This window comes from Motilibacter aurantiacus (assembly GCF_011250645.1).
GTDB classification, from domain to species: Bacteria; Actinomycetota; Actinomycetes; order Motilibacterales; family Motilibacteraceae; genus Motilibacter_A; species Motilibacter_A aurantiacus.
On the sequence record NZ_JAANNO010000002.1, the window covers coordinates 267,506 to 289,854 of the forward strand.

Annotated in this window: 23 protein-coding genes, 2 tRNA genes and 2 pseudogenes; 8 read left to right on the top strand and 19 right to left on the bottom strand. The window is 75.3% G+C overall.

Annotation, left to right across the window (positions count from 1 at the left end):
* The 6 genes and pseudogenes from G9H72_RS05185 to G9H72_RS05210 form a co-directional block, all read right to left on the bottom strand.
* A pseudogene (locus G9H72_RS05185) lies at window positions 1-542 on the bottom strand (cell division initiation protein); the annotation flags it as partial.
* 55 nt (window positions 543-597) lie between these two features.
* Window positions 598-1,089: a pantetheine-phosphate adenylyltransferase gene (gene coaD / locus G9H72_RS05190; RefSeq protein ID WP_166168992.1), complete on the bottom strand. Its 492-nt coding sequence runs from the start codon at window positions 1,087-1,089 to the stop codon at window positions 598-600.
* Between the two features lie 8 nt (window positions 1,090-1,097).
* The gene (locus G9H72_RS05195; RefSeq protein WP_166168503.1) at window positions 1,098-1,709 is read right to left on the bottom strand and encodes a GNAT family N-acetyltransferase; all 612 of its coding nucleotides are present in this window, start codon (window positions 1,707-1,709) and stop codon (window positions 1,098-1,100) included.
* Complete coding sequence (gene rsmD / locus G9H72_RS05200; protein ID WP_166168506.1) at window positions 1,706-2,278, bottom strand: 16S rRNA (guanine(966)-N(2))-methyltransferase RsmD; 573 nt, start codon at window positions 2,276-2,278, stop codon at window positions 1,706-1,708. The genes G9H72_RS05195 and rsmD overlap by 4 nt, the downstream gene beginning before the upstream one ends.
* Window positions 2,275-4,491, bottom strand: a complete 2,217-nt coding sequence (gene recG, locus G9H72_RS05205) for an ATP-dependent DNA helicase RecG (protein WP_166168509.1) — start codon at window positions 4,489-4,491, stop codon at window positions 2,275-2,277. Before recG ends, rsmD begins: the two co-directional genes overlap by 4 nt.
* Window positions 4,492-4,495: 4 nt before the next feature.
* Window positions 4,496-6,145, bottom strand: a complete 1,650-nt coding sequence (locus tag G9H72_RS05210; RefSeq protein ID WP_166168512.1) for a DAK2 domain-containing protein — start codon at window positions 6,143-6,145, stop codon at window positions 4,496-4,498.
* Between the two features lie 186 nt (window positions 6,146-6,331).
* Here G9H72_RS05210 and rpmB point away from each other — a divergent pair, with 186 nt between their 5' ends.
* Window positions 6,332-6,517 carry a 50S ribosomal protein L28 gene (gene rpmB, locus G9H72_RS05215; protein WP_166168515.1) on the top strand — a complete coding sequence of 62 codons (186 nt, stop codon included), beginning with the start codon at window positions 6,332-6,334 and terminating at the stop codon, window positions 6,515-6,517.
* 226 nt (window positions 6,518-6,743) lie between these two features.
* Here the strand turns inward: rpmB and G9H72_RS05220 are convergent, their stop codons facing one another.
* A complete protein-coding gene (locus G9H72_RS05220; RefSeq protein ID WP_331271999.1) occupies window positions 6,744-7,811 on the bottom strand; it encodes a thiamine-phosphate kinase in 1,068 nt (355 codons plus the stop codon).
* On the opposite strand from G9H72_RS05220, the gene G9H72_RS05225 reads away from it, so the two are divergent.
* Window positions 7,803-8,036 (top strand): Lrp/AsnC ligand binding domain-containing protein, encoded by a 234-nt coding sequence (locus tag G9H72_RS05225; RefSeq protein ID WP_166168518.1) that lies wholly within the window; start codon window positions 7,803-7,805, stop codon window positions 8,034-8,036. The two genes, G9H72_RS05220 and G9H72_RS05225, sit on opposite strands and share 9 nt — an antisense overlap.
* 104 nt (window positions 8,037-8,140) lie before the next feature.
* Entirely contained in the window at window positions 8,141-8,566 is a 426-nt protein-coding gene (locus G9H72_RS05230) for a DUF3515 domain-containing protein (protein WP_166168521.1), read from the top strand.
* A gap of 4 nt (window positions 8,567-8,570) precedes the next feature.
* Here the strand turns inward: G9H72_RS05230 and G9H72_RS05235 are convergent, their stop codons facing one another.
* Complete coding sequence (locus G9H72_RS05235; protein WP_166168524.1) at window positions 8,571-9,677, bottom strand: D-alanine--D-alanine ligase family protein; 1,107 nt, start codon at window positions 9,675-9,677, stop codon at window positions 8,571-8,573.
* Window positions 9,678-9,727: 50 nt separating this feature from the next.
* Between G9H72_RS05235 and G9H72_RS05240 the strand changes: the two genes are divergently transcribed.
* Window positions 9,728-10,852, top strand: a complete 1,125-nt coding sequence (locus G9H72_RS05240; RefSeq protein ID WP_166168527.1) for a trans-sulfuration enzyme family protein — start codon at window positions 9,728-9,730, stop codon at window positions 10,850-10,852.
* 15 nt (window positions 10,853-10,867) lie between these two features.
* Here the strand turns inward: G9H72_RS05240 and G9H72_RS05245 are convergent, their stop codons facing one another.
* Together G9H72_RS05245 and G9H72_RS05250 are read right to left on the bottom strand one after the other, a co-directional pair.
* Window positions 10,868-11,866, bottom strand: a complete 999-nt coding sequence (locus tag G9H72_RS05245) for an NAD(P)H-dependent glycerol-3-phosphate dehydrogenase (RefSeq protein ID WP_166168530.1) — start codon at window positions 11,864-11,866, stop codon at window positions 10,868-10,870.
* Window positions 11,863-12,597: a lysophospholipid acyltransferase family protein gene (locus G9H72_RS05250; RefSeq protein ID WP_166168533.1), complete on the bottom strand. Its 735-nt coding sequence runs from the start codon at window positions 12,595-12,597 to the stop codon at window positions 11,863-11,865. Before G9H72_RS05250 ends, G9H72_RS05245 begins: the two co-directional genes overlap by 4 nt.
* Window positions 12,598-12,797: 200 nt before the next feature.
* Between G9H72_RS05250 and cofC the strand changes: the two genes are divergently transcribed.
* Together cofC and G9H72_RS05260 are read left to right on the top strand one after the other, a co-directional pair.
* Window positions 12,798-13,421, top strand: a complete 624-nt coding sequence (cofC, locus tag G9H72_RS05255; protein WP_331272000.1) for a 2-phospho-L-lactate guanylyltransferase — start codon at window positions 12,798-12,800, stop codon at window positions 13,419-13,421.
* A gap of 4 nt (window positions 13,422-13,425) precedes the next feature.
* Window positions 13,426-13,668 carry a cold-shock protein gene (locus tag G9H72_RS05260; protein WP_196790882.1) on the top strand — a complete coding sequence of 81 codons (243 nt, stop codon included), beginning with the start codon at window positions 13,426-13,428 and terminating at the stop codon, window positions 13,666-13,668.
* Window positions 13,669-13,714: 46 nt separating this feature from the next.
* Here G9H72_RS05260 and G9H72_RS05265 read toward each other — a convergent pair whose 3' ends face one another.
* From G9H72_RS05265 to leuC, 4 genes are all read right to left on the bottom strand, one after another.
* A complete protein-coding gene (locus G9H72_RS05265; protein WP_166168536.1) occupies window positions 13,715-14,512 on the bottom strand; it encodes an HU family DNA-binding protein in 798 nt (265 codons plus the stop codon).
* Window positions 14,513-14,656: 144 nt separating this feature from the next.
* On the bottom strand, window positions 14,657-15,475 hold the full coding sequence (locus tag G9H72_RS05270) for a class I SAM-dependent methyltransferase (protein WP_166168539.1): 819 nt from the start codon (window positions 15,473-15,475) through the stop codon (window positions 14,657-14,659).
* Window positions 15,476-15,485: 10 nt separating this feature from the next.
* Entirely contained in the window at window positions 15,486-16,085 is a 600-nt protein-coding gene (leuD, locus tag G9H72_RS05275; RefSeq protein WP_166168542.1) for a 3-isopropylmalate dehydratase small subunit, read from the bottom strand.
* Window positions 16,086-16,127: 42 nt separating this feature from the next.
* Window positions 16,128-17,552 carry a 3-isopropylmalate dehydratase large subunit gene (gene leuC, locus G9H72_RS05280; RefSeq protein ID WP_166168545.1) on the bottom strand — a complete coding sequence of 475 codons (1,425 nt, stop codon included), beginning with the start codon at window positions 17,550-17,552 and terminating at the stop codon, window positions 16,128-16,130.
* A 92-nt stretch (window positions 17,553-17,644) separates the two neighbouring features.
* Here leuC and G9H72_RS05285 point away from each other — a divergent pair, with 92 nt between their 5' ends.
* Entirely contained in the window at window positions 17,645-18,355 is a 711-nt protein-coding gene (locus tag G9H72_RS05285; RefSeq protein WP_166168548.1) for an IclR family transcriptional regulator, read from the top strand.
* A gap of 140 nt (window positions 18,356-18,495) precedes the next feature.
* On the opposite strand, the gene G9H72_RS05290 is transcribed toward G9H72_RS05285, so the two are convergent.
* The 5 genes from G9H72_RS05290 to G9H72_RS05310 all read right to left on the bottom strand — a co-directional run bounded on the left by G9H72_RS05290 (window position 18,496) and on the right by G9H72_RS05310 (window position 21,866).
* Window positions 18,496-18,568: transfer RNA gene (locus G9H72_RS05290), tRNA-Glu, on the bottom strand.
* A gap of 35 nt (window positions 18,569-18,603) precedes the next feature.
* Window positions 18,604-18,675: transfer RNA gene (locus tag G9H72_RS05295), tRNA-Gln, on the bottom strand.
* Between the two features lie 212 nt (window positions 18,676-18,887).
* On the bottom strand, window positions 18,888-19,625 hold the full coding sequence (locus G9H72_RS05300) for an HAD family hydrolase (protein WP_331272001.1): 738 nt from the start codon (window positions 19,623-19,625) through the stop codon (window positions 18,888-18,890).
* On the bottom strand, window positions 19,622-21,088 hold the full coding sequence (gene gltX / locus G9H72_RS05305; RefSeq protein WP_166168551.1) for a glutamate--tRNA ligase: 1,467 nt from the start codon (window positions 21,086-21,088) through the stop codon (window positions 19,622-19,624). Before gltX ends, G9H72_RS05300 begins: the two co-directional genes overlap by 4 nt.
* A complete protein-coding gene (locus G9H72_RS05310) occupies window positions 21,081-21,866 on the bottom strand; it encodes a fumarylacetoacetate hydrolase family protein (protein ID WP_166168554.1) in 786 nt (261 codons plus the stop codon). Before G9H72_RS05310 ends, gltX begins: the two co-directional genes overlap by 8 nt.
* A gap of 89 nt (window positions 21,867-21,955) precedes the next feature.
* Here G9H72_RS05310 and G9H72_RS21325 point away from each other — a divergent pair.
* Window positions 21,956-22,276 (top strand): annotated as a pseudogene (locus G9H72_RS21325) (VOC family protein); the annotation flags it as partial.
* Between the last annotated feature and the right edge of the window lie 73 nt (window positions 22,277-22,349).

Here is a 22,349-nt window from a genome sequence, read left to right on the forward strand (position 1 = left end):
CTGTAGGGCTGCTCGCTGTACGGCTGCTCGGCGTACGCCTCCTGCGCGGCCGGGTGCCCGCTGCCGGCGCCCCCGCGCTCGGCGATGTCGGCCAGCTCGGAGCGACCCCGCAGCTTGTCCCGGCCGCGGGTGACGGCGGCCAGCGTCTTGGTCAGGGCCACCTCGAAGTTGGCCAGCTTGGCGTCGACGTAGTCGTCGGTCTCGCGGCGCATCCGCTCGGCCAGCTCCTCGGCCTCGGCGACGATCTCGCGCGCCCGCCGCTGGGCCTCGGCCACGACCTCCTGCTGGCCGACGAGGCGCTCGCGCTCGGCGTACGCCTCCTCGAGCACCTGCGCGGCCTGGCGCCGCCCGTCGTCGACGACGGCCTCGCGGTCCTCGAGCACGGCCTCGGCGTGGTGGAGCTCCTCCGGAAGCAGCTCGCGGACCTCGTCGAGCAGGGCGAGGACCTCGCCGCGGTTGACGATGCAGGACGCCGACATCGGCATCGAGCGCGCCTCGGACACGAGGCCGGTGAGCTCGTCGAGCTTGCTCGTGACGTCCACGGGCTCTCCCTTTCTGCGTGCGCCGGGGGTCGGGACGACTCCCGCCGGTGCCGGCTCAGGACCGCCGGCCGCCGGACTGCAGGCGGGCGCGGAGCCGCTGCAGGACGAGGTCGGGGACGAGCCCGGTCACGTCACCACCGTAGGTGGCGACCTCCTTGACCAGGCTGGAGGACAGGTAGGAGTACTCGGGGTTGGTCGCGACGAAGACGGTCTCGAGCCCGGACAGCCGGTGGTTCATCTGCGCCATCTGCAGCTCGTAGTCGAAGTCGCTGACGGCGCGCAGCCCCTTGACCACGACCGGGATGTCCCGCTCGCGGCAGAAGTCGACGAGCAGGCCGTGGAAGGACGTCACCTGCACGTTGCCGAGCCGGCCGACGACCTGGCGGAGCATCTCGATGCGCTCGTCGAGCTCGAACAGCCCCTTCTTGCTCGCGTTGACGAGGACGCCCACGGTGACCTCGTCGTAGAGGCGCGACGCCCGTTCGATCACGTCGAGGTGCCCGTTGGTCACGGGGTCGAACGACCCGGGGCACACGCATCGCCGCACGGACTGGCTCACGGCTCCTTCCCGCCTCTGGTGGGGCCCACCTGGGACTGCGCGGGCGTGGCCGGCGCAGCCCCTGGCCCCACTCGGCTCGGGGCGGCCGCATCGTCGCACAGCCCTGGGCCGAGCGCCTTCACGAGGTGCGTGAACACGACGCCGTCGAGGGCGGCCGGCTCCGTGCCCGCCGGCGCGTCGACGTAGCCGTGGCGCCGGTAGAGCCGCAGGTTCGCGGCGCTGCGCGCGCCGGTGAACAGCCGGATCTCGCGCACGCCGTCCGGCGCGACGCTCTCCGCGGCCGACAGCAGCGCTCCGCCGAGCCCCCTGCCCTGCAGGTCGGGGGCGACGACCAGCCGGCCCAGGTGGGCCACCGTGTCGTCCGCCTCGTCGAGGCGCAGCCGGGCGGCGGCCAGCAGGCGGCCCCCGGGGCCGCGCAGCCCGAACACCACGACCGCCGGGCCCTCGATCGCCGCGACGACGGCCGCCAGCGGCTCGGTCAGCGGGTTGATGTGCGGGTTGGAGTACGCCTGCGCCTCGGTGACGAAAGCGGCCCGCTGCAGTGTCAGCAGCTCACCGGCGTCCTCGGCGGCGAGCAGGACGAGAACCGCGCTTCCTGGAAGTGTCATTCGGCGAACTCGGCGTACCAGATCGTGCCTTCGCCGTAGCGGCGCTCCCGGCGCGGAAGGAACCCCGGCGGCCACGTGAACGGGCCTCCGCGCGTCTCCCGCTCCACGGCGGCCACCGCCCCGTCGGCGAGCCAGCCGTTGCGGGCGAGCAGCTCCAGCACCTCCGCCACGGCGGCATCGGCGACGGCGTAGGGCGGGTCGAGGAAGACCACGTCGTACGGCCCGCGCGCCGGGGGCGCGGGCGGGAGCGCGACGAGCCGCTCGACCGGGGCGCCGACCACCTGCGCGCCGGGCAGCCCGAGGGCCGCGACGTTGGAGCGGACGACCCGCTGGGCGCGCTCGGCCTTCTCGACGAGCAGGACGTGGGCGGCGCCACGGCTCAGCGCCTCGAGCCCGACGGCGCCGGACCCGGCGTACAGGTCGGCGACGTGCGCGCCGTCCAGGCCGCCGGTCAGCGCGGTCAGGGTGGAGAAGAGCCCCTCGCGCGCCCGGTCCGAGGTGGGCCGGGTGCCCGCCGGCGGGACCGCGAGCCGGCGCCCGCCCGCGGTACCGCCGACGACGCGCGTCACGCCTTCTCCAGATAGTCGGCGCGCTCGGCGTCGAGCAGCTCGCGGACCGCGGACCGGAGCGCGGGGTGGGCGGCGAGCTCGGGGTCTGCCTCGACGACGGCCACCGCCTGCTCGCGGGCGGCCCGGATGACCTCCTCGTCGCGGACGACGGAGAGCGCGCGCAGGCTCGAGCGCTTGCCCGACTGGGTGGCGCCCAGCACGTCGCCCTCCCGGCGCTGCTCCAGGTCGATCCGCGACAGCTCGAAGCCGTCGAGCGTCGAGGCGACCGCGTCGAGCCGCTCCCGCGCCGGCGTGCCCGCCTCCGCGTCGGTGACGAGCAGGCAGATGCCGGGCGCCGACCCGCGGCCCACCCGGCCGCGCAGCTGGTGCAGCTGGGAGACGCCGAAGCGGTCGGCGTCCATCACGACCATGGCGGTCGAGTTCGGGACGTCGACGCCCACCTCCACGACCGTCGTCGCGACGAGCACGTCCACCTCACCGGCCGCGAAGCGGCGCATCACGTCGTCCTTGGCCTCCGGCGGCAGCTTGCCGTGCAGGACGTCGAGCCGGAGCCCGGACAGCGGCCCCTCGGCGAGCATCGGCGCGACGTCGAGCACGGCGAGCGGCGGCCGGCGCCCGGTGTCGTCCGGCTCGTCGCCGGTCGGCTCCTCCTCGTCCTTCTCCGCGCTCGAGCCGGCGCCGGCGCCGGCGGCGGCCTCCCCGATGCGCGGGCACACGACGTAGGCCTGGTGGCCGGCCGCGGCCTCCTCGCGCACCCGCGCCCACGCCCGCTCGAGGAAGTGCGGCTTCTCCCCGACCGGCACGACGTGGCTGGAGATCGGGGAGCGCCCGCGTGGCAGCTCGCGCAGGGTCGAGACCTCGAGGTCGCCGAAGACGGTCATGGCCACGGTCCGCGGGATGGGCGTCGCGGTCATGACGAGCACGTGCGGCGGGTGCTCCGCCTTGCCGCGCAGGGCGTCGCGCTGCTCGACGCCGAACCGGTGCTGCTCGTCCACCACGACCAGGCCGAGGTCGAAGAAGGAGACGTTCTCCTGCAGCAGCGCGTGCGTGCCGACGACGATGCCGGCCGCGCCGCTGGCGACGTCCAGCAGCGCCTGGCGGCGCGCGGCCGTCGGCTGCGAGCCGGTGAGCAGCGCGACCCGGGTGCCGCGGTCGGCCCCGCCGAGCAGCCCGCCCTCGGCGAGCGGCCCGAGCATCGCCCGGATCGAGCGCGCGTGCTGCTGGGCGAGCACCTCGGTGGGCGCGAGCAGCGCGGCCTGGCCGCCGGAGTCGACCACGGTGAGCATGGCCCGCAGCGCGACGATCGTCTTGCCCGAGCCGACCTCACCCTGCAGCAGCCGGTTCATCGGGTACGCCCGGGCGAGGTCGGCGCGCAGCTCCTCGCCGACCGCCTGCTGCCCCTCCGTGAGCGTGAACGGCAGCGCCGCGTCGAACGCGGCCAGCACCCCGTCGGGGGAGCCGGCCCGCGCGACGGCGGGCAGGGCGCGTACGGCCGCCCGGCGCTGGGCGAGCGCGACCTGCAGCACGAACGCCTCGTCCCAGCGCAGCCGCTGCAGCGCCCGCGTCACGTCGCCGCGGGTCTGCGGCCGGTGCACCAGCCGGAACGCCTCGCCGAGCGGGACCAGCCCCTCCCCCACGAGCACGGCCTCCGGCAGGGGGTCCGGCGGGTCGCGCAACGAGTCGAGCGCCACCCGGACGCACTGGGCGATCTTCCAGCTGGGCAGCTGCGCGGTCGCCGGGTAGACCGGGATGAGCGCCTCCGCGAAGGCCGCGATGTCGTCGGCCCCCGCCTCCAGGTCGGCGTTGCCGTCCAGCAGCACGTAGTCCGGGTGCGCGAGCTGGCGCTGGCCGCGGAAGTCGCCGACCTTTCCGGAGAAGAGCCCGGTGCGGCCCTCCCGCAGCTCCTTCTCCCGCCAGTGCTGATTGAAGAACGTGAGCTTGAGCCGCCCGACGCCGTCGGTCACCACGACCTCGAGCAGCGACCCGCGGCGGCCGCCGCGGGAGAACTGGCGGGAGGAGACGCGCTCGACCCGCGCCATCACGGTCACGTGCTCGTCGGGCTCGAGCCCGCGCAGGTCGGTCAGCTGGCCGCGCTCGGCGTAGCGGCGCGGGTAGTGCCGGAGCAGCTCCCCGACGGTGCGCAGCCCCAGCCCCTTCTCCAGCACGGCCGCGGTCCGGTCCCCGACCAGGGACTTCAGCGGGTCGTCGAGCACTTCCTCACTCCACCCCGACGAGCAACGGCGTCCCGGGCAGGCCACCGGCCAGCACGACCACGTCCACGTCGGGCCGGGTCGCGGCAAGGTGGCCCTCGACGTGCCGCGCCAGCCCGGCGTCGCCGCCCTCGCCGTGCAGCAGGGTCACGGCCTCGCCCCCGCCCGCCAGCAGCCGGTCGACGACCTCGCACGCGACAGGGGCCAGGTCCGCGCCCACCACGGCGATGTCGGACTCCACGACGCCCAGCACGTCGCCCGGCCGGCAGGGGCCGGCGCTCGTGAGCCCCTCGGCCGCCGCGAGGGCGACCGCCCCGTGGCGCATGTGCCCGGCCGCGGCGGTCATGGAGACGACGTCGTCCTCGAAGCGGCGCGCGGCGTCGTGCACCGCCACGGCCGCGATGGCCTGCACCGGCGAGCGCACGGGGACGACCGCGACGCGGAGCCCGGCCTTGCGCGCCTGCCGCGCCGCGGCCTCGGCCACGGCCAGCCCCTCCTCGCCCCCGGGGAGCAGGACGGCCTCCCGGCAGCCGGAGCCGCGGACCGCCTCCAGCAGCCGCTCCGTGCCGGGCCGCGCCCCCGGCGCCAGGCGTACGACGGTCGCGCCCTCACCGGCCAGCAACGCCGCCAGCTCGTCCCCCTCGACGACGGCCACGACCGCCCGGTCCCGCGCTCCCGCGTCCTCGTGGGCAGCGGTGGCGGCGAAGGCGGTGACCCGGATCCGGTGCGGGCGGCCGGCGACGATGCCCGCCTCGACCGCCGCGCCCGCGTCGTCGGTGTGCACGTGCACGCTCCACAGCCCCTCGCCGCCCACGACGACGAGCGACTCCCCCGCCGCGTCGAGCCGCTCGCGCAGCGCCGGGACCGCCGCGTCGTCGGCGTCGAGCAGGTACATGACCTCGTACGCCGGGGCGCCGTCCTCCGTCGCCTGTGCCGCCGCTCCGGCCACGGGCGGGACCGCCGGCCCCCTGGTCGTGAGCGCGAAGGGCGGGAGCGGGGTGCCCGTGACGGTGGCGGCCAGCGCGTCGAGCAGCAGGCAGACACCGGCGCCCCCCGCGTCGACGACGCCGGCCCGGCGCAACGCCTCCAGCTGGTCGCGGGTCCGGTCCAGCGCCTCGCGCGCCGCCGTGGCCGCCGCCCGGGCGACGGCCCCGAGGTCACGGTCGCGCGCGGCCCGTGCCGCGTCCGCCGCCGCCCGCGCGACGGTCAGCATCGTCCCCTCGACCGGGTGGGCGACCGCGGCGTACGAGAGGTCCGTCGCCTTGCAGAGCGCCTCGGTCAGCAGGTCGGCGTCGGCGGCCCGGGTCTCCAGCGCCGCCTCGACGGCGAGCGTGCCGGCCACGCCGCGCAGCAGCTGGCTGAGGATGATCCCCGAGTTGCCCCGCGCCCCGACGAGCGCGCCACGGGCGAGGGCGCGCACGGTCTGGGCGAGCTTCGCGTCCGGGGGCAGGGCCGCCACGGCGTCGTGAGCGGCCTCCATGGTCAGGTAGAGGTTCGTGCCGGTGTCCCCGTCGGGAACCGGGTAGACGTTGAGCGCGTCGATCTCCTCGCGGGCGGCCCCGAGGGCGTCCAGGCTGAGGCGGCACCAGCGGCGCAGGGCGGAGGCGTCGAAGCCGGCGAGCGCCGGCTCGACCTGCGCGCTGTCTGCCTCGGCCACCCGACCTCCTCCGGACCACTGGCGCCGTGTCGCGACGACGGCTGCCTCCCTGCCGCCGCAGGGTATCCGCCGCCGCCCGGCCGCACGGTTTCCCGACTTGCTGGCGCGTCCGCTACTCTGTGCAGGTTGCCCGGCGTCGTCCGGGACACCAATGACCCCACTGAGCGACCTGACGGAGTGTTTCCCGTGGCAGCGAACTGCGACGTCTGCGGCAAGGGCCCGGGCTTCGGCAACAACATCTCTCACTCGCACCGCCGGACGCGCCGCCGCTGGAACCCGAACATCCAGACCGTGCGCGCGCTGGTGGGCAAGACGCCGAAGCGCCTCAACGTCTGCACCTCGTGCATCAAGGCGGGCAAGGTCGTCCGCTAGTACGGCGAGCTCTGACAAGGGCCGGTCCCCCTCGGGGGGCCGGCCCTTCTCGCGTCTCCGGGAGGGGCCGAGGATCGGCACGGACCCCCGCGACCGCGTGCAGCGGGCGATCGGCGTGCAGCATGCGGCAGCCCGGTGTCGTGGGGGCGACAGCAGACGCCGCGCGCCTCGCGCGACAGCCGGGAGCACCGGGCGGCACTGCCGTCCAACCGCCGCGCGAAGACCCTCAGCCGGCGTAGTGGTCCCACCCGAGCGTGCCCGGCAGCTCCCGCCCGTGCAGCACGACCCCCGGCGAGCGGCCGGACGCGTCGAGCACCCGCCCGACCACCCGGGCCCCCTCCGGCAATCGTGCGCCGGCCGGTGCCGCGCCGGCCAGCGAGTGCTCCTCACCGCCGCCCAGCACCCACTCCCAGGGGTCGCCCCCGAGCGCCGACGCGCAGGACGCCAGGACCGCGACGTCGCCCTCCAGCGCCGCCGCGTCCAGCGCGAGCACGACCCCGCTCGCCTGCGCGACGTGGCCCAGGTCCTGCAGCAGGCCGTCGCTGACGTCGACGAGCGCCGTCGCCCCCGCGTCGGCGAGCGCCGGGCCGGCGGGGTACGGCGGGACCGGCACCCGGTGGACGGCGGCCAGCTCGGCGAAGCGCTCGAGCAGCGCTCGGTCGGCGGCCAGGTGCAGGGCCAGCCCGGCGGCCGAGCGCCCGAGCGACCCGCAGACGACGACGTCGTCGCCCGGACGCGCCCCGGAGCGCAGGACCGGTGCGCGGCCCTGCAGGTCCCCGAGCGCGGTCACGCTGACCACGACCTCCTCGGCCCGCACGACGTCGCCGCCCACGACGTACGCCCCCGCGACCGCGCACTCGGCGGCGAGCCCGTCCGAGAGGCCGGTGGCCCAGTCGGCCGGGAGCGCCGGCGGCGCGGCCAGCCCGACGACGATCGAGGTCGGCCGTGCGCCCATGGCCGCGACGTCGGCGAGGCTCTGCGCCGCCGCCTTGCGCCCGACCTCGGTGGCGGAGGACCAGTCGCGCCGGAAGTGGACGCCCTCGACGAGGACGTCGGTCGTGACGACGACCCGCCCGTCGGGGGCGGTGACGACGGCGCAGTCGTCCCCCGGGCCGACGAGGACCTCCGGGCCCGCCGCGAACCGGCGGGTGATCTGCCGGATCAGCCCGAACTCGCCCAACCCGCCGACCGACGCGCCCGCTTGGGGCGCCGGGACCCCTTCGGTACCCTCGCCGTCAACTCGCCCTTGCCCGGTCAGCTCGGCTCCGTCCTCTCGGGAGGCCCCGTGGTCCACGCCTACATCCTTGTGCAGACCGAGGTGGGGCGGTCGGCGGCGGTCGCCAAGGAGATCCGCGAGGTCCCCGGCGTGGTCAGCGCCGAGGATGTCATCGGCCCCTACGACGTCATCGTCCGGGCTCAGGCCGCCGACGTCGACGAGCTGGGCAAGCTCGTCGTCGCCCGGGTCCAGGGCGTCGAGGGCATCACGCGGACCCTGACCTGCTCGGTGGTCAACCTCTGAGCGCCCCCGCCGACACCCCTCCGCCGGCGGCACCGCCGGCCCCGGAGGTACGCCGCCCCGCCCTCCTGCGGGCCGGGGCGGTCGTCGCGGCCACCGGCGCGGCGGTGCTGGCCGTCGCCGGCGTGACCACGGTGGCCCGCTCGCACCTCGGGCCGGCGCTGACGCCACCGCCGGTGTCGGCCGGGGAGCGCTCCACCTGCGAGATCGTCACCCGGCTGCTGCCACCCGAGCTCGGCGGCCTCGAGCGCCGCACGACCCGGCCGACCAGCACGCTCACCGCGGCCTGGGGTGAGCCGGCGGTGACGCTGCGGTGCGGCGTGCGCGAGCCCGGGCCGACGGAGGACGACTGCTACGGCATCGACGGGGTCGACTGGGTCAGCGTGCCGGTGGACGACGGCGCGATCTTCGTCACCTACGGGCGCCGGCCCGCGGTCGAGGTCAAGCTGCCGGCGAACTACGACAGCCAGCCGTTGGCCGAGCTGTCCGACGCGCTCGAGCACCTGCCGCGCACGACCACCGGCTGCAGCTGAGCCCCTAGCGCAGGCCCAGCGGGCGCGCGGCCGCGGTCCGCAGCAGCCGGTCGACCAGGGCCGGGTAGTCCAGCCCGGTCGCGGCCCACACCTGCGGGAACGCCGACGCCGGGGTGAACCCGGGCATGGTGTTGACCTCGTTGACGAGCACCCGCCCGTCGTCCGCGAGGAAGAAGTCGACCCGGGCCAGCCCCTCGCAGCCGAGCGCGTCGAAGGCCTGGACGGCCAGCCGTCGCACCTCGTCAGCGACCTCGGCGGGCAGGTCGGCCGGGACGTCGAGCGTCGCCCCACCGTCGACGTACTTCGCCCCGAAGTCGTAGAAGTCGTGCGCGGCGTCGACACGCACCTCGGCGACGACACTGGCCTCGGCCGGGCCGCCCGCCTCGCCCTCGAGCACGCCGCACTCGAGCTCGCGGCCCACGATGCCGGCCTCGACGATGACCCGCGGGTCGTGCCGCCGCGCCTCCTCGACCGCTGCGTCGAGCGCGTCCCACGAGGTGACCTTCGTGATGCCGACGCTGGAGCCCGCCCGGCACGGCTTCACGAACACCGGCAGCCCCAGCGCGCGCGCCCGGGCCCGCTCGGCCTCCGGGTCGCGGTCCCAGTCCCGCGGGGCCAGGACGACGTACGGCCCGACCTCGAGCCCGGCCGCCGAGAGCAGCGCCTTCATGTGGCCCTTGTCCATCGCGGCGGACGAGGCGAAGACGCCGCTGCCCACGTAGCGCACGTCGGCCAGCTCCAGCAGGCCCTGCACGGTCCCGTCCTCGCCGAACGGCCCGTGCAGCAGCGGCAGGACGACGTCGACCGAGCGCAGCGCCCCCGGCAGGCCGCCCGGCTCCTGCAGGACGAGCCCGCCGGTGGTCGGGTCCGGGGGCAGGACGACCGCGGTGCCGGTCTCGGGCACCTCGGGAAGCCGACCAGCGCTGATCTGCAGCCGCTCGGGGTCGTCGGCGGCGAGGGCCCAGCGGCCCTCGCGGGTGATGCCGACCGGGACGACGTCCCACGCGCTGCGGTCGATCGCCCGCAGCACGCAGCCGGCCGAGACGCACGAGATCGCGTGCTCGGAGCTGCGGCCGCCGAAGACGACCGCCACGCGGGGCAGCTTGCTCATGGGCGGCGACCCTACCGGCCCGGCGGATCGGGCTCTGGGAGGCTTGCGGTGTGAAGCGCAACCCTTCCCCCGCAACGATCGCCGTCTCCGCCGGCCGCCCGCCGCACGAGCCGGACGAGCCGCTGAACGTCCCCCTGACCTTCGCCTCGACCTACACCCAGGGCGGGGGGGCGGTCTACGGCCGCTTCACCAACCCCACGTGGGAGGCGCTCGAGGACGCGGTCGGCCAGCTCGAGGGCGGCATCGCGGTGGCGTACGGCTCGGGCCTGGCCGCGGTCTCGGCCGCCCTCGACCCGGTCCCGGTGGGCGGGACCGTCGTCGCGCCGCTGGGCTCCTACTCGGGCACCCTCGCGATGCTGCGGACGATGCAGACCCGCGGGCGCATCTCCGAGGTCCGGCTCGTGGACCCGGCGGACACCGCCGCGGTGACGGCCGCCGTGCAGGGCGCCGACCTGCTGTGGGTCGAGTCGCCGACCAACCCGCTGCTCGCCGTGGCCGACCTGCCCGCCCTCGTCGCGGCCGCACACGCCGCCGGCGCCGTGACGGTGGCCGACGCGACGTTCACGACACCACTCGTGCTGCGCCCGCTGGACCTGGGCTTCGACGTCGTCGTGCACTCGGGCACGAAGTACTTCTCCGGCCACAGCGACGCGCTGCTCGGGGTGCTCGTGAGCCGGGACGAGGCGCGCGTGGACGCGGCCCGGGCGGTGCGGACGACGTACGGCGCGGTGCCCGGAACGGCCGAAGCGTGGCTCGTGCTTCGCGGGCTCCGCACCCTTCACCTGCGCGTCGAGCGCAGCCAGGCCAACGCCGCCGAGCTCGCCGCCCGTCTCGAGGGCCACCCCGCGCTGGAGCGCGTCCGCTACCCCGGGCTCGCGAGCGACCCGGGCCACCGGCGGGCAGCCGAGCAGATGCAGGGGTTCGGCTCGATCGTCTGCATGGACGTACGCGGCGGCACCGCAGCCGCGGAGCAGCTGGTCTCCGCGTGCGAGCTGTGGACCCCTGCTACCAGCCTCGGGGGTGTCGAGTCGACCCTGGAGCGCCGGCGCCGGCACTCGGGCGAGTCGGCGGACGTGCCCGAGGGCCTCGTCCGGCTCTCGGTCGGGGTCGAGGACGTCGAGGACCTCTGGGCGGACCTCTCCGCCGCGCTGCAGACGCTGACTAACGAAGGCTGATACGCGAAGCGCGGTTCACCGCTCGGCTTTCGTGCTGCGGAGCATGAGCAGCCCGACGGCCTCCGGCGGCGCCGCGCCCTCGCGGACGACGCGCACCACCTGCTCGATGATCGGCACCTCCACGTGGTGGCGCCGGGCCAGCTCGAGGACGGACTCCGCGGTCTTGACCCCCTCGGCGGTCTGGCCGGTGGCCGCGGAGGCCTCGTCCACGCTCATCCCGCGGCCCAGCCGCTCGCCGAGGCCGCGATTGCGCGAGAGTGGCGAGTAGCACGTGGCGACGAGGTCGCCGAGGCCGGCCAGCCCCGCGAACGTCATGGGGTCCGCGCCGAGCTCGAGGCCGAGCCTGCTGGTCTCGGCGAGGCCGCGGGTGATGAGGCTCGCCTTCGCGTTGTCCCCGAGCCCCATCCCGGCGGCCATGCCCACGGCGAGCGCGATGACGTTCTTCACGGCGCCGGCGAGCTCGCAGCCGACGACGTCGGTGTTCGTGTAGGGGCGGAAGTATGGGGTGAAGCAGGCTTCCTGCAATCGCGCGGCGACCTGCTCGTCGGCGCAGGCGACCACCGACGCGGACGGCTGGCGGGCCGCGATCTCGCCGGCGAGGTTGGGCCCGGTCAGCACGGCGACCCTGTCGGCCGGTGCGCCGGTCACGTCCTGCACCACCTCGCTCATGCGGCGGCAGGTGCCGAGCTCGACGCCCTTGGCGAGGCTGAGCAGGACCGCGGAGGAGGGCAGGTGGTCGCGCAGCTCCCCGAGCGAGGCGCGCAGCGTCTGGGCCGGCAGCGCCAGCACGACGGCCTCCGCACCGGCCAGGGCCCGTCGCGGGTCAGCCGTCGCGCGCACCTGCTCGGGCAGGCGGACGCCCGGCAGGTAGTCGGGGTTCTCGTGCGTCCGGTCGATCGCCTCGCAGAGCGCGGCGCGCCGGCCCCACAGGACGACGTCGGTGCCGGCGTCGGCCAGGACCTGGGAGAACGCGGTGCCCCAGGAGCCGCTGCCGAGAACGGCGACGTGGCTCACCCGGCCGCCCCGTCGGCGGCAGCCTTGCGCGGGTCGTACCGCTCGGCGGGCACCGGCTCCCCGCGCATCGCGGCCACCTGCGCCGTGAGGGCGTCGAGGATGCGGTCGGTCGCCTGCCGCAGGACGTCGGCCGTCATCGGCACCCCGCGCAGGTCGTCCAGCTGCACCGGCCGGCCCATCTGCATCTGCAGCGTGGGCCGCGGCCACACGCGCGGGCGCTTGGCGCCGGGCGGCAGCAGATCCTGCGCGCCCCACTGCGCCAGCGGAAGCACCGGCACGTCGGTCTGCAGGGCGAGCCGCGCCGCCCCGGTCTTCGAGGCCATCGGCCACATGGCGGGGTCCTTGGTGACCGTGCCCTCGGGATAGATGATCACGCACTCGCCCGCGCGGACCGCCTCCAGCGCCGCGTCGAACGCCTTGCCCGCGTGCCGGGAGTCGCGCTGGACCGGGATCTGGGCGGCGGTGGAGAGGACCCAGCCGATGACCGGCGTCGTGAAGAGGGTCGACTTGGCGAGGAAGCGTGGCCGCCGGCCGGCCGCATGCACGAAGTAGGCGACGGCTGTCGGGTCGGCGACGGAGACGTGGTTGGCGACGACGAGCACGCCGCCGGTGGGTGGGAGGTTCTCCTGCCCGCGCCAGGCCCGCCGGGTGAACGCCCGCAGCAACGGCACCAGCGTGACGACCGCCACCCGGTAGCCAGGGCCCTGCCAGTCCGGTCCGCCGCGCGTCACTCCGCCTCCTCCACCTGCCGCCCACGTGCTGTCGTCACCGCCGCGGCGGCGCACAAGTCTCCCGTCCTGCGCGGCGCGCTGTCCACGCGGGGCCCGATGTCTGCGCATGCCAGACGTCTGCGCGGGCCCGATGTCTGCGCGACCCGCCCCCGCGCGGCGCGGCTGTCGCCGGCGCGCGCCCGCATGGAAGGATTCGCTGCGTGCGCAGCTGGGCCCTCGTCGTGCCGGTGAAGCCGCTCGACCGGGCGAAGAGCCGGCTCGAGCCCCCGCCGGGCGCGGACCGGCCGGGGCTCGCCCTGGCGTTCGCGCTGGACACGGTGCAGGCCGCGCGGCGCTGCGCTGCTGTCGACAGGGTGCTCGTCGTCTCGCCCGACCAGCGTGTCGCCGAGGCCTTCGCCGGCATGGACGTCGCGGTCCTGACGGCCGCGCCCGACGGGATCAACCCGGCCCTGCAGGCGGGGTCCCGCAGCATGCTCGAGGCCGGTCACACCGGCCCGCTCGCCGCGCTGACAGCGGACCTGCCCGCCCTCCTGCCCGCCGAGCTGGAGGCCGCGCTCGACGCCGCGGCCACGCAGCCGCTGTCGTTCCTGCCGGACGCGGACGCGGTGGGAACCACCCTCTACTGCGCCCGGGAGCCGCGCGGCTTCGCCCCGGCGTACGGGGCGCGGTCGCGCGCGGCGCACCTCGCCGGCGGCGCGGCCGAGCTCGTGCTCGGCGGGGTCGACACCGTCCGCCGGGACGTCGACACGGCGGCGGACCTCGCATCGGCGCGTGCCCTCGGGCTCGGGCCGTGCACGAGCGCTCTGCTCACCCGGGCCGCGTGAGCACGTGAGCAGCGACGTGCGTGAGGAGCAGGGCACGGTGGCGGCGTACGACCGCGGGTCCGGGAGCGGCGCCGTCCTGCGTGACGACGGATCACGGGTCGCGTTCGACCGGACGGCGCTCGAACGGGCCGGGGTCCGCCTGCTGCGGGAGGGGCAGCGGGTCCGGATGCTCGTCGACGGCTCAGGGAAGCAGGTCCTGGCCCTGACCGCGGTCACGCTCCCGCTTCCTCCCGGGCTGCGCGACTGAGGCCGACGGGCCGGGGCCTGCGTCAGCGGCCCCGGCCCGTCGGGTGTCAGGCCTTCTTGGCGGCGCGCTTCGCCGTCGTCTTCTTCGCCGGGGTCGCGGCTGCCTTGGTAGCGGCACGGGCGGGCGAAGCCTTCTTCGCAGGTGCCGCAGCGGCCGTCTTGCGGCCGACGGCCTTGGTCGCCGTCGTCCTCGCCCCCGTGGACCTGGCCGCCGTCGTCTTGGTCGCTGTGGTCTTGGCAGCCGTCGACTTGGCCGCCGTCGACGTGGCGGCGCCACGCGCCGTCGTCTTCGTCGCGGTGGCGCGCGTGGCGGGCGCCTTGGTGGCCGTCGACTTCGCCGCCCGGGCCGGGGCCTTGGTCGCCGCCGCCTTCGTCGCCGTGGACCGGGCCGGGGCCTTGGTGGCCGCAGCCTTCGCCGTCTTGGCGGCCGGAGCCTTGGCCGCCGTGCGCGACGCCGTCGTCTTCGCGGCCCCGCGCGCCGCCGGCGCCGGGGTCTCGGCCGCCGCCGCGCGGCCACGGGTGCTGGGAGCCGGCGGCGAGGTGGCGATCGGCGTCTTCGGGAGCTTCTTGGCCCCGCTGACGACCGCCTTCAGCTCCGTGCCGGGACGGAACTTCGGCACGGTCGTCTTCTTGACCTTGACGCTCGCCCCGGTGGCGGGGTTGCGGGCAGTGCGCGCGGCGCGCTCGACGCGCTCGAAGACACCGAAGCCGGTGATGCCGACCTTCTCGCCCTTGACGAGCTGGCGCTGGATGACGTCAAGTACCGACTCCAGCGCATGCTGGGCCTGGCGCTTGTTGCCGTCATACCGGCCGGCCAGCTCCTCGATCAGCTGAGCTCTGTTCACAGCTCCCCTCCGGGGGTGACGACATCAGGCTCTGTGCCCGATTTCCCGCTGACGGTAGGGGGCGAAACCGCTGCACACAACGACCGGCGCGGCGTTTCCCCTTGTGTCCTCGGGTTTTCGTCCCTCCGGAGGCCGCAAAACGGGCTAGCGGCGCCGGGCGAGCACGTCGAGGCGGACGTAGTCCTGGTCGTAGGACCCGTCCTCCCGGCGCAGCTCCTGAACGCAGCGCTCCTCAGCCTCTGCGGAGAAGGCGGCGGCGGCCGCGTCGTCCACGCCGGCCAGGTAGGCCGGGAGGACCTGGCTGCGCAGCCACAGCCGCAGCGCGTCGGCGTCGGCGAACGGGCGCCGCTGCCGGACCAGCCGGGCCCAGCCGTCGACGAGCGAAAAGCCCGCAGCGGCAAGGAGTACGCCGTAGTCCGCCGCCTCCGGGAAGTACCACCCGGCACCCGCGAGGCCGTGCTCACGGGCGACGGCGTCGAGCACCTCGCGCGGGCGCTCGATCTGACCGGCTCCGCCGAAATCCAGGCGCAGCAAGCCTTCGGGCCGGAGCACGGCGGCCATCTGCGACAGCACGAGCGGGTGGTCCGCGCCGTCGACCCAGTGCAGGGCAGCGACGCTGAGCACCGCGTCGAACGCGCCGCTGTCGCCGACGGCGGACGCGAGCTCCTGCGCCCGGGCCGGCACGAAGCGCAGGCCCGGGCGCGACCGGGCGCTCGCCACGGCGTACAGGGAGGGGTCGGGCTCGACGCCCACGACCTCGCCGCTGCCGGCAGGGGCGCCCTCAGGGACGACGGCTCGCGCGACCCGCTCGGGAAGCTCACCGGTCCCGCACCCGACGTCGACGACACGCTTGCCCGGCCGAAGGCCCAGCGGAGCCAGGAACGTCGCGTCGAAAGCCCGGTGATGGGCGTTGGCGGCGGAGTACGTCGCCCCGTCCCAGCGGACCTGCGTCTGGCTGCTCACCGGATGGCGCTCAGCCCAGGACCGGCAGGGTGCGCGGCTTCCAGGAGGGCCGCGTCGCCTCGAAGACGTCGATCGCGTCGGCCTGGCGCAGCGTCAGGTCGATGTCGTCGAGGCCCTCCAGCAGCCGCCAGCGGCCGTAGTCGTCCACGTCGAACGGCGCGCTGAGGTCCCCGGCCGTGATGCGGCGCTGCTCGAGGTCGACCGTCACCGGCGTGGCGGGGTCGGCCTCGGTGATCTCCCACAGCCGCTCGACGACGTCCTGCTCGACCTGGGCGGTCAGCAGGCCGGCCTTCAACGAGTTGCCGCGGAAGATGTCGGCGAAGCGCGAGGAGATGACGACGCGGAAGCCGTAGTCGTTGAGCGCCCAGACGGCGTGCTCACGCGAGCTCCCGGTGCCGAAGTCCGGTCCCGCGACGAGGACGGTCGCCCCCGCCCGCTCGGGCTGGTTGAGCACGAACCCGGGGTCCTGGCGCCACGCGGCGAACAGGGCGTCCTCGAAGCCTGTGCGGGTGACGCGCTTGAGGTAGACGGCGGGGATGATCTGGTCGGTGTCGACGTTGCTCCGGCGCAGCGGGACCGCTGTGCCGGTGTGGGTCGTGAACGCGCGCATGGCGTACTCCCGTCGAGAGAAACGAAGCTCAGGCTTTGGAGATCAGGCGTCGACGAGCGCGGGCTCGTCGGCCAGATCGGCGGGCGCCGCCAGGTGCCCGGTGACCGCCGTCGCGGCAGCGACCTGCGGGGAGACCAGGTGCGTGCGTCCGCCCGCACCCTGGCGCCCCTCGAAGTTGCGGTTGCTGGTGGAAGCGCTGCGCTCCCCCGGCGCGAGCTTGTCCGGGTTCATCGCCAGGCACATCGAGCAGCCGGCACCGCGCCACTCGGCACCGGCGGCCGTGAACACCTCGTGCAGTCCCTCAGCCTCGGCCTGCAGGCGGACCTGCACCGAGCCGGGGACGACCAGCATGCGCACGCCGGACGCCACGCGGCGTCCCTGCAGGACCCCCGCCGCCGCGCGCAGGTCCTCGATGCGGCCGTTGGTACAGGAGCCCAGGAAGACCGTGTCGACGCGGATGTCGCGCAGCGGGGTGCCGGCCGTCAGGCCCATGTAGTCGAGCGCGCGCTCGGCGGCGACACGGTCCTGCTCGTCGGCGAAGTCCTGCGGGTCCGGCACGTTCGCCGACAGCGGCAGGCCCTGACCCGGGTTCGTGCCCCACGTGACGAACGGCGAGAGCTGCGACGCGTCGATGACGACCTCACGGTCGAAGACCGCGTCCTCGTCGGTGACGAGCGACCTCCAGTTCTCCACCGCGGCGTCCCAGTCGGCGCCCTGCGGGGCGTGCGGACGGCCCTTCAGGTAGGCGAACGTCGTCTCGTCCGGGGCGATCATCCCGGCGCGTGCACCGGCCTCGATCGACATGTTGCAGATCGTCATGCGGCCCTCCATGGAGAGCGCGCGGATGGCCTCGCCGCGGTACTCCAGGACGTGGCCCTGCCCGCCGCCGGTGCCGATCCTCGCGATGACCGCGAGGATGATGTCCTTCGCCGTCACCCCCTCGGGCAGCTGGCCCTCGACGGTGATCGCCATGGTCTTGAACGGCTTGAGCGGCAGGGTCTGCGTGGCGAGGACGTGCTCGACCTCACTGGTGCCGATGCCGAACGCCAGGGCGCCGAAGGCGCCGTGGGTGCTCGTGTGCGAGTCACCGCAGACCACGGTCATGCCGGGCTGGGTCAGGCCGAGCTGCGGGCCGATCACGTGCACGATGCCCTGGCTGGCGTCACCCATCGGGTGCAGCCGGACGCCGAACTCCTCGCAGTTGCGGCGCAGTGTCTCGACCTGGGTGCGCGAGACCGGGTCCGCGATCGGCTGGCCCAGGCCCGTCGTCGGGACGTTGTGGTCCTCGGTCGCAATGGTCAGGTCCGGACGGCGCACCGGCCGGCCGGCGAGCCGGAGGCCGTCGAACGCCTGCGGGCTCGTCACCTCGTGCACGAGGTGCAGGTCGATGTAGAGCAGGTCGGGCTCACCTTCGGCACGCCGCACGACGTGCGACTCCCAGACCTTCTCCGCGAGGGTCGTCCCCATCGCCAGCCCCTTCCTGAGCATCTTTCGCCTCGTCCGGCGTTTTCTGCTTCTTCGGCTTGCCATCTCAGGACTTGAGACGGCAGTCTTGGTACATGGACAAGAGTAGCGGAGTCGGCGTCCTTGACAAGGCCGCCGTCGTCCTCGGCGCCCTCGAGGCCGGCCCGATGACGCTGGCCGGGCTGGTCGCGGCGACGGGCCTCGCCCGCCCGACCGCGCACCGGCTGGCCGTGGCCCTCGAGCACCACCGCCTCGTCGGCCGCGACCTGCAGGGCCGCTTCGTGCTCGGCCCGCGCCTCGGCGAGCTCGCCGCGGCTGCCGGCGAGGACCGGCTCGTGGCCGTGTCGGGGCCGGTGCTGACCCAGCTGCAGGAGTCGACCGGCGAGAGCGCGCAGCTCTACCGCCGGCAGGGCGAGGACCGCGTCTGCGTCGCCGCCGCGGAGCGCCCGTACGGGCTGCGCGACACGATCCCGGTCGGCGCGACCCTCTCGATGCAGGGCGGGTCCGCTGCGCAGGTGCTGCTCGCCTGGGAGGAGCCCGAGCGCATGCACCACGGGCTGCGCGAGGCGGTCTTCAGCGCGACCGCGCTCGCGGCCGTGCGCCGGCGCGGCTGGGCCCAGAGCGTCGGCGAGCGCGAGCCCGGGGTGGCGTCGGTCTCGGCGCCCGTACGCGGGCCCGGGGGGCGCGTCGTCGCCGCCGTCGGCGTCTCCGGCCCCATCGAGCGGCTCACCCGGCAGCCCGGGCGGGTGCACGCACCGGCCGTGGTCGCGGCGGCCGCTCGGCTGACGGAGGCGCTGGCCCGCTAGGAATGGCAGGAGCCGGCGCGGGCCGGACGGGGTGTGGCGCTCGCCACTCGTCGTCCGGCCGAGGCGCCCGGGTCGGGGACGCGGAGGCCCCGGCAACGCGGAAGGCCCGCTCCTCGATGAGGAGCGGGCCTTCCGCTCTGTAGCCCCGACGGGATTCGAACCCGCGCTACCGCCTTGAGAGGGCGGCGTGCTAGGCCGCTACACAACGGGGCCATACAGAACCCGGGACGCGAGCGCTCCGGGCGGAGCTGGGGTACCAGGACTCGAACCTAGACTAGCTGAACCAGAATCAGCCGGGCTGCCAATTACCCCATACCCCATGGAGTTGAGCCGTTCCCGGCTCGACCACGGGAAGAACTGTACCCGACGGCCGTGGCGCTACGCGAACCCCATCCCCCACCGGGGGAGCGCCGGCGCGGGTCGGCCCCCGCCGCTCCCCCCGCCCGCGGCCGGCACGAGCGCGGGTCACCGCTCCGGGCTCGGGCAGCTGCCCGCGGGCAGGAGAAGCCGGCCAGCGGCCCGGTGGGTGCCCTCAGGGCCGGGTCGCGTCGGTACGCCCGCGTGCAACCAGCGCGGGCAGCTCGGCGAGGCTCTCGATCCGCACCACGCCCTCCGGCACCGCCCGGTCCGAGCGCGCCCGGTCGAGCCAGACGCCCACCAGGCCCGCGTCCCGGGCGCCGAGCGCGTCGGTGCGCAGCCGGTCCCCCACGTACGCCGTGGTGGCCGGGTCGGCTCCCAGGGCCTCGCAGCCGGCCAGGAAGACCGCGGGGTGCGGCTTTGCCGGCAGACCGCCCTCGGCGGGGCAGATGACGACGTCGAACCGCCCGCCGAGCCCGGCCCGCTCGAGCTTGGCCAGCAGGTTGGCCGTCTCGTTGTTGCTGACGACGCCCATCGGCACCCCGAGCGAGTCGAGCACGTCCACGGTGTCGTGGAAGACCTCGACGGCGGCGTCGAAGGCCGCGCGGTAGGCGTCGAACCAGGCGTCCAGCGCCGTGTCGTCCGCGAGCTCGGGCAGCCCCAGCCACGCGACGATGTCGCGCGCGCGCTCCCGGCGCTGCCCCGCCCAGGTCAGCTCGCCGGCGAGGTAGCGCGGGTAGTGCAGGTCCTCCAGCCGCTTCCACTCGGCCACGGCGGTCTGCCGGTCCGCGCCCGGAGCGATGTCGGCCAGCCGCGCCACGAACCCGCGCTCGACCGCCCCGGTGTGGTCGAGCAGCGTGTCGTCGACGTCGAAGAGCACGGCCTCGAGCGGCCGCGCCTCCCCCTCGCTCACGCCAGCGGGTCGAGCGCGGCGCGGATGCGCGCCAGGGAGCGCTCGCGGCCGAGCAGCTCGAGCGACTCGTACATCGGCGGCATGACCTTGCGCCCGGTGAGGGCCGGGCGCAGCGGCCCGAGCGCCTTGTTGCGGGAGAGGCCCAGTCCCTCCTGCAGCGCAGCGTTCAGCGCCCCCTCGATGGGGCCGGCGGCCCACTCCTGCACGGCCTCGAGGGCCTCGAGCGCGGCCCGCAGGACGTCCGCGTTCAGCAGCTTCGCGGCGTCCGGCGCGACGGTCACGGTGTCGACGAAGAGGAACGCCAGCATCTCGGGCACCTGCTTGAGCAGGTTGACCCGCTCCTGCACGAGCGGGGTGGCAGCGGCCATCACGGCCCGCTGCTCCTCGGTGGGGGGAGACGAGACGTAGCCGTCGAGCGCGAGCTGGCGCAGTGCCCGCTCGGTGAAGTCCTCCGGGGCCAGCCGGCGGATCCACTGGCCGTTGATCGCCTCGCACTTCTTGAGGTCGAAGCGGGCCGGGTTCGCGTTGACGCGGGCGACGTCGAAGGCCTCGACCATCTCCTCCAGCGAGAAGACGTCGCGGTCCTCGGCGATCGACCAGCCCAGCAGGGCGAGGTAGTTCAGCAGCCCCTCGGGGATGAAGCCCTCGTCCCGGTAGTAGCCGATGGAGGACTCGGGGTCCCGCTTGGAGAGCTTCTTGTTGCCCTCCCCCATCACGTAGGGCAGGTGCCCGAACAGCGGCGGCTCCCCGGTGCCGACCCCGATCTCGCCGAGCGCGCGGTAGAGCGCGAGCTGGCGGGGCGTGGACGAGAGCAGGTCCTCACCGCGCAGGACGTGCGTGATGCCCATGAGCACGTCGTCGACCGGGTTCACCAGCGGGTAGAGCGGCGACCCGTCGGCACGGACGATCACGTAATCGGGGATCGAGCCCGCAGCGAAGCGCACTTCGCCGCGTACCAGATCATCGAAAGCGAGATCGGTGTCCGGCATCCGCAGGCGCAGGACCGGCTGGCGGCCCTCGGCGAGGTACGCAGCCCGCTGCTCGGCGGTCGTGTGCCGGTCGGCGTTGTCGTAGCCGAGCTTGGGGTCCTGGCCCGCCGCGCGGCGCCGCTCCTCGACCTCCTGCGGCGTGGAGAAGGACTCGTAGGCCAGCCCGGCCTCGAGCAGCCGCCGCGCGACGTCGGCGTAGACGTCCATCCGCTGGGACTGGCGGTACGGCGCATGCGGGCCGCCGACCTCCGGGCCCTCGTCCCAGTCGAGGCCGAGCCAGCGCAGCGTCTCGAGCAGGGCCTGGTAGGACTCCTCCGAGTCGCGCGCGGCGTCGGTGTCCTCGATGCGGAAGACGAACGTCCCGCCGGTGTGCCGGGCGTAGGCCCAGTTGAACAGCGCGGTCCGGACGAGCCCGACGTGCGGGTTGCCGGTCGGCGAGGGGCAGAAGCGGACTCTGACGGCCTGGTCAGTCACGGGCCACCACCCGGCTGCTCAGCGTCCCGATGCCCTCGATCGACACGACGACGTCGTCGCCGGGGACGATCGGGCCCACGCCGGCGGGAGTCCCGGTCAGGATCACGTCGCCGGGCAGCAGGGTGAACGCCGCGGACACCAGCGCCACGAGGTCGGCCACGCCGGTGAGCAGGTCGGAGGTACGCCCGTCCTGCCGGGTCTCTCCGTTGACCGTGCAGGTGATCGCCCGGTCGTCCTCCGGCGTCACGTCGGTCTCGATCCACGGCCCCAGCGGGCAGAAGGTGTCGAAGCCCTTGGCCCGGGCCCACTGCCCGTCCTTCTTCTGCAGGTCGCGGTCGGTCACGTCGTTCGCACAGGTGTAGCCGAGGATCACGTCCGCGGCGCGCTCGCGCGGCACCTCGCGGCAGAGCCGGCCGATGACGACCGCCAGCTCCGCCTCGTGGTGCACCTCGCCGTGCCCCGGCGGGAGGACGATCGCGTCGCGCGGCCCGGCCACGGACGTCGAGGGCTTGAGGAAGATCGGCGGCTCGGGCGGCGCCTCGCCCCCCATCTCGCGGGCGTGGTCGGCGTAGTTCTTGCCCACGCCGACGACCTTGCTCGGCAGCACCGGCGCGAGCAGGCGCACGTCCGAGAGCGGGGCCGGCTCACCGGCCAGCTGGAAGGGGGCGAACGGGTGCCCGGCGATGGCGGTGACCGACAGGGACGCGGGCTGCGCCGGGTCCCCGTCGATCACACCGAAGGACACCGTGTCGCCACGGGAGAACCTCGCGATGCGCACAGCGGAAGGCTAGTCGACCCGCGTGTCCGGACCACCGGCGCCGCCGATGAGTCAGCTCGCCGCCCGTCGTCACCTCCGGCGTGAGCATCGTGACCCGCATCCACAGCGTTCCCGTCGAGGTCGCCGACCAGGACGCGGCGATCCGCTTCTACCGCGACGTCCTCGGCTGGGAGGTGCGCACCGACGTCGAGCTGTGGCCCGGCGCCCGCTGGGTCGAGGTGGCACCGCCGGGCTCGCCCGTCCTCGTCGCACTGGTCGCCGAGGGCAGCGGGATCCCCGTCGGGGTGCGCTACCTGACCGACGACGCGTCGGCGGCGCACGCGGCGCTCACGGCCGCGGGCGTGGCGCCGCACGAGGAGGTCCTGATCACCGGCTTCGCCCCGCCGGTGTTCACCGCGAGCGACCCGGACGGCAATCCGGTGATCCTGCTCGAGGGCGGCGGTGACGGCCCGCCGGGCACGCCGTCCGGGGCCCGCCCGGAGG

Bases quoted from the DNA above. Each gene is read 5' to 3' on its own strand.
- G9H72_RS05195 (WP_166168503.1), bottom strand. From the start codon at position 1,709: ATGACACTTCCAGGAAGCGCGGTTCTCGTCCTGCTCGCCGCCGAGGAC.
- G9H72_RS05235 (WP_166168524.1), bottom strand. From the start codon at position 9,677: ATGAGCAAGCTGCCCCGCGTGGCGGTCGTCTTCGGCGGCCGCAGCTCC.
- leuD (WP_166168542.1), bottom strand. From the start codon at position 16,085: ATGCGCGCGTTCACGACCCACACCGGCACAGCGGTCCCGCTGCGCCGG.
- leuC (WP_166168545.1), bottom strand. From the start codon at position 17,552: ATGGGGACGACCCTCGCGGAGAAGGTCTGGGAGTCGCACGTCGTGCGG.
- G9H72_RS05285 (WP_166168548.1), top strand. From the start codon at position 17,645: ATGGACAAGAGTAGCGGAGTCGGCGTCCTTGACAAGGCCGCCGTCGTC.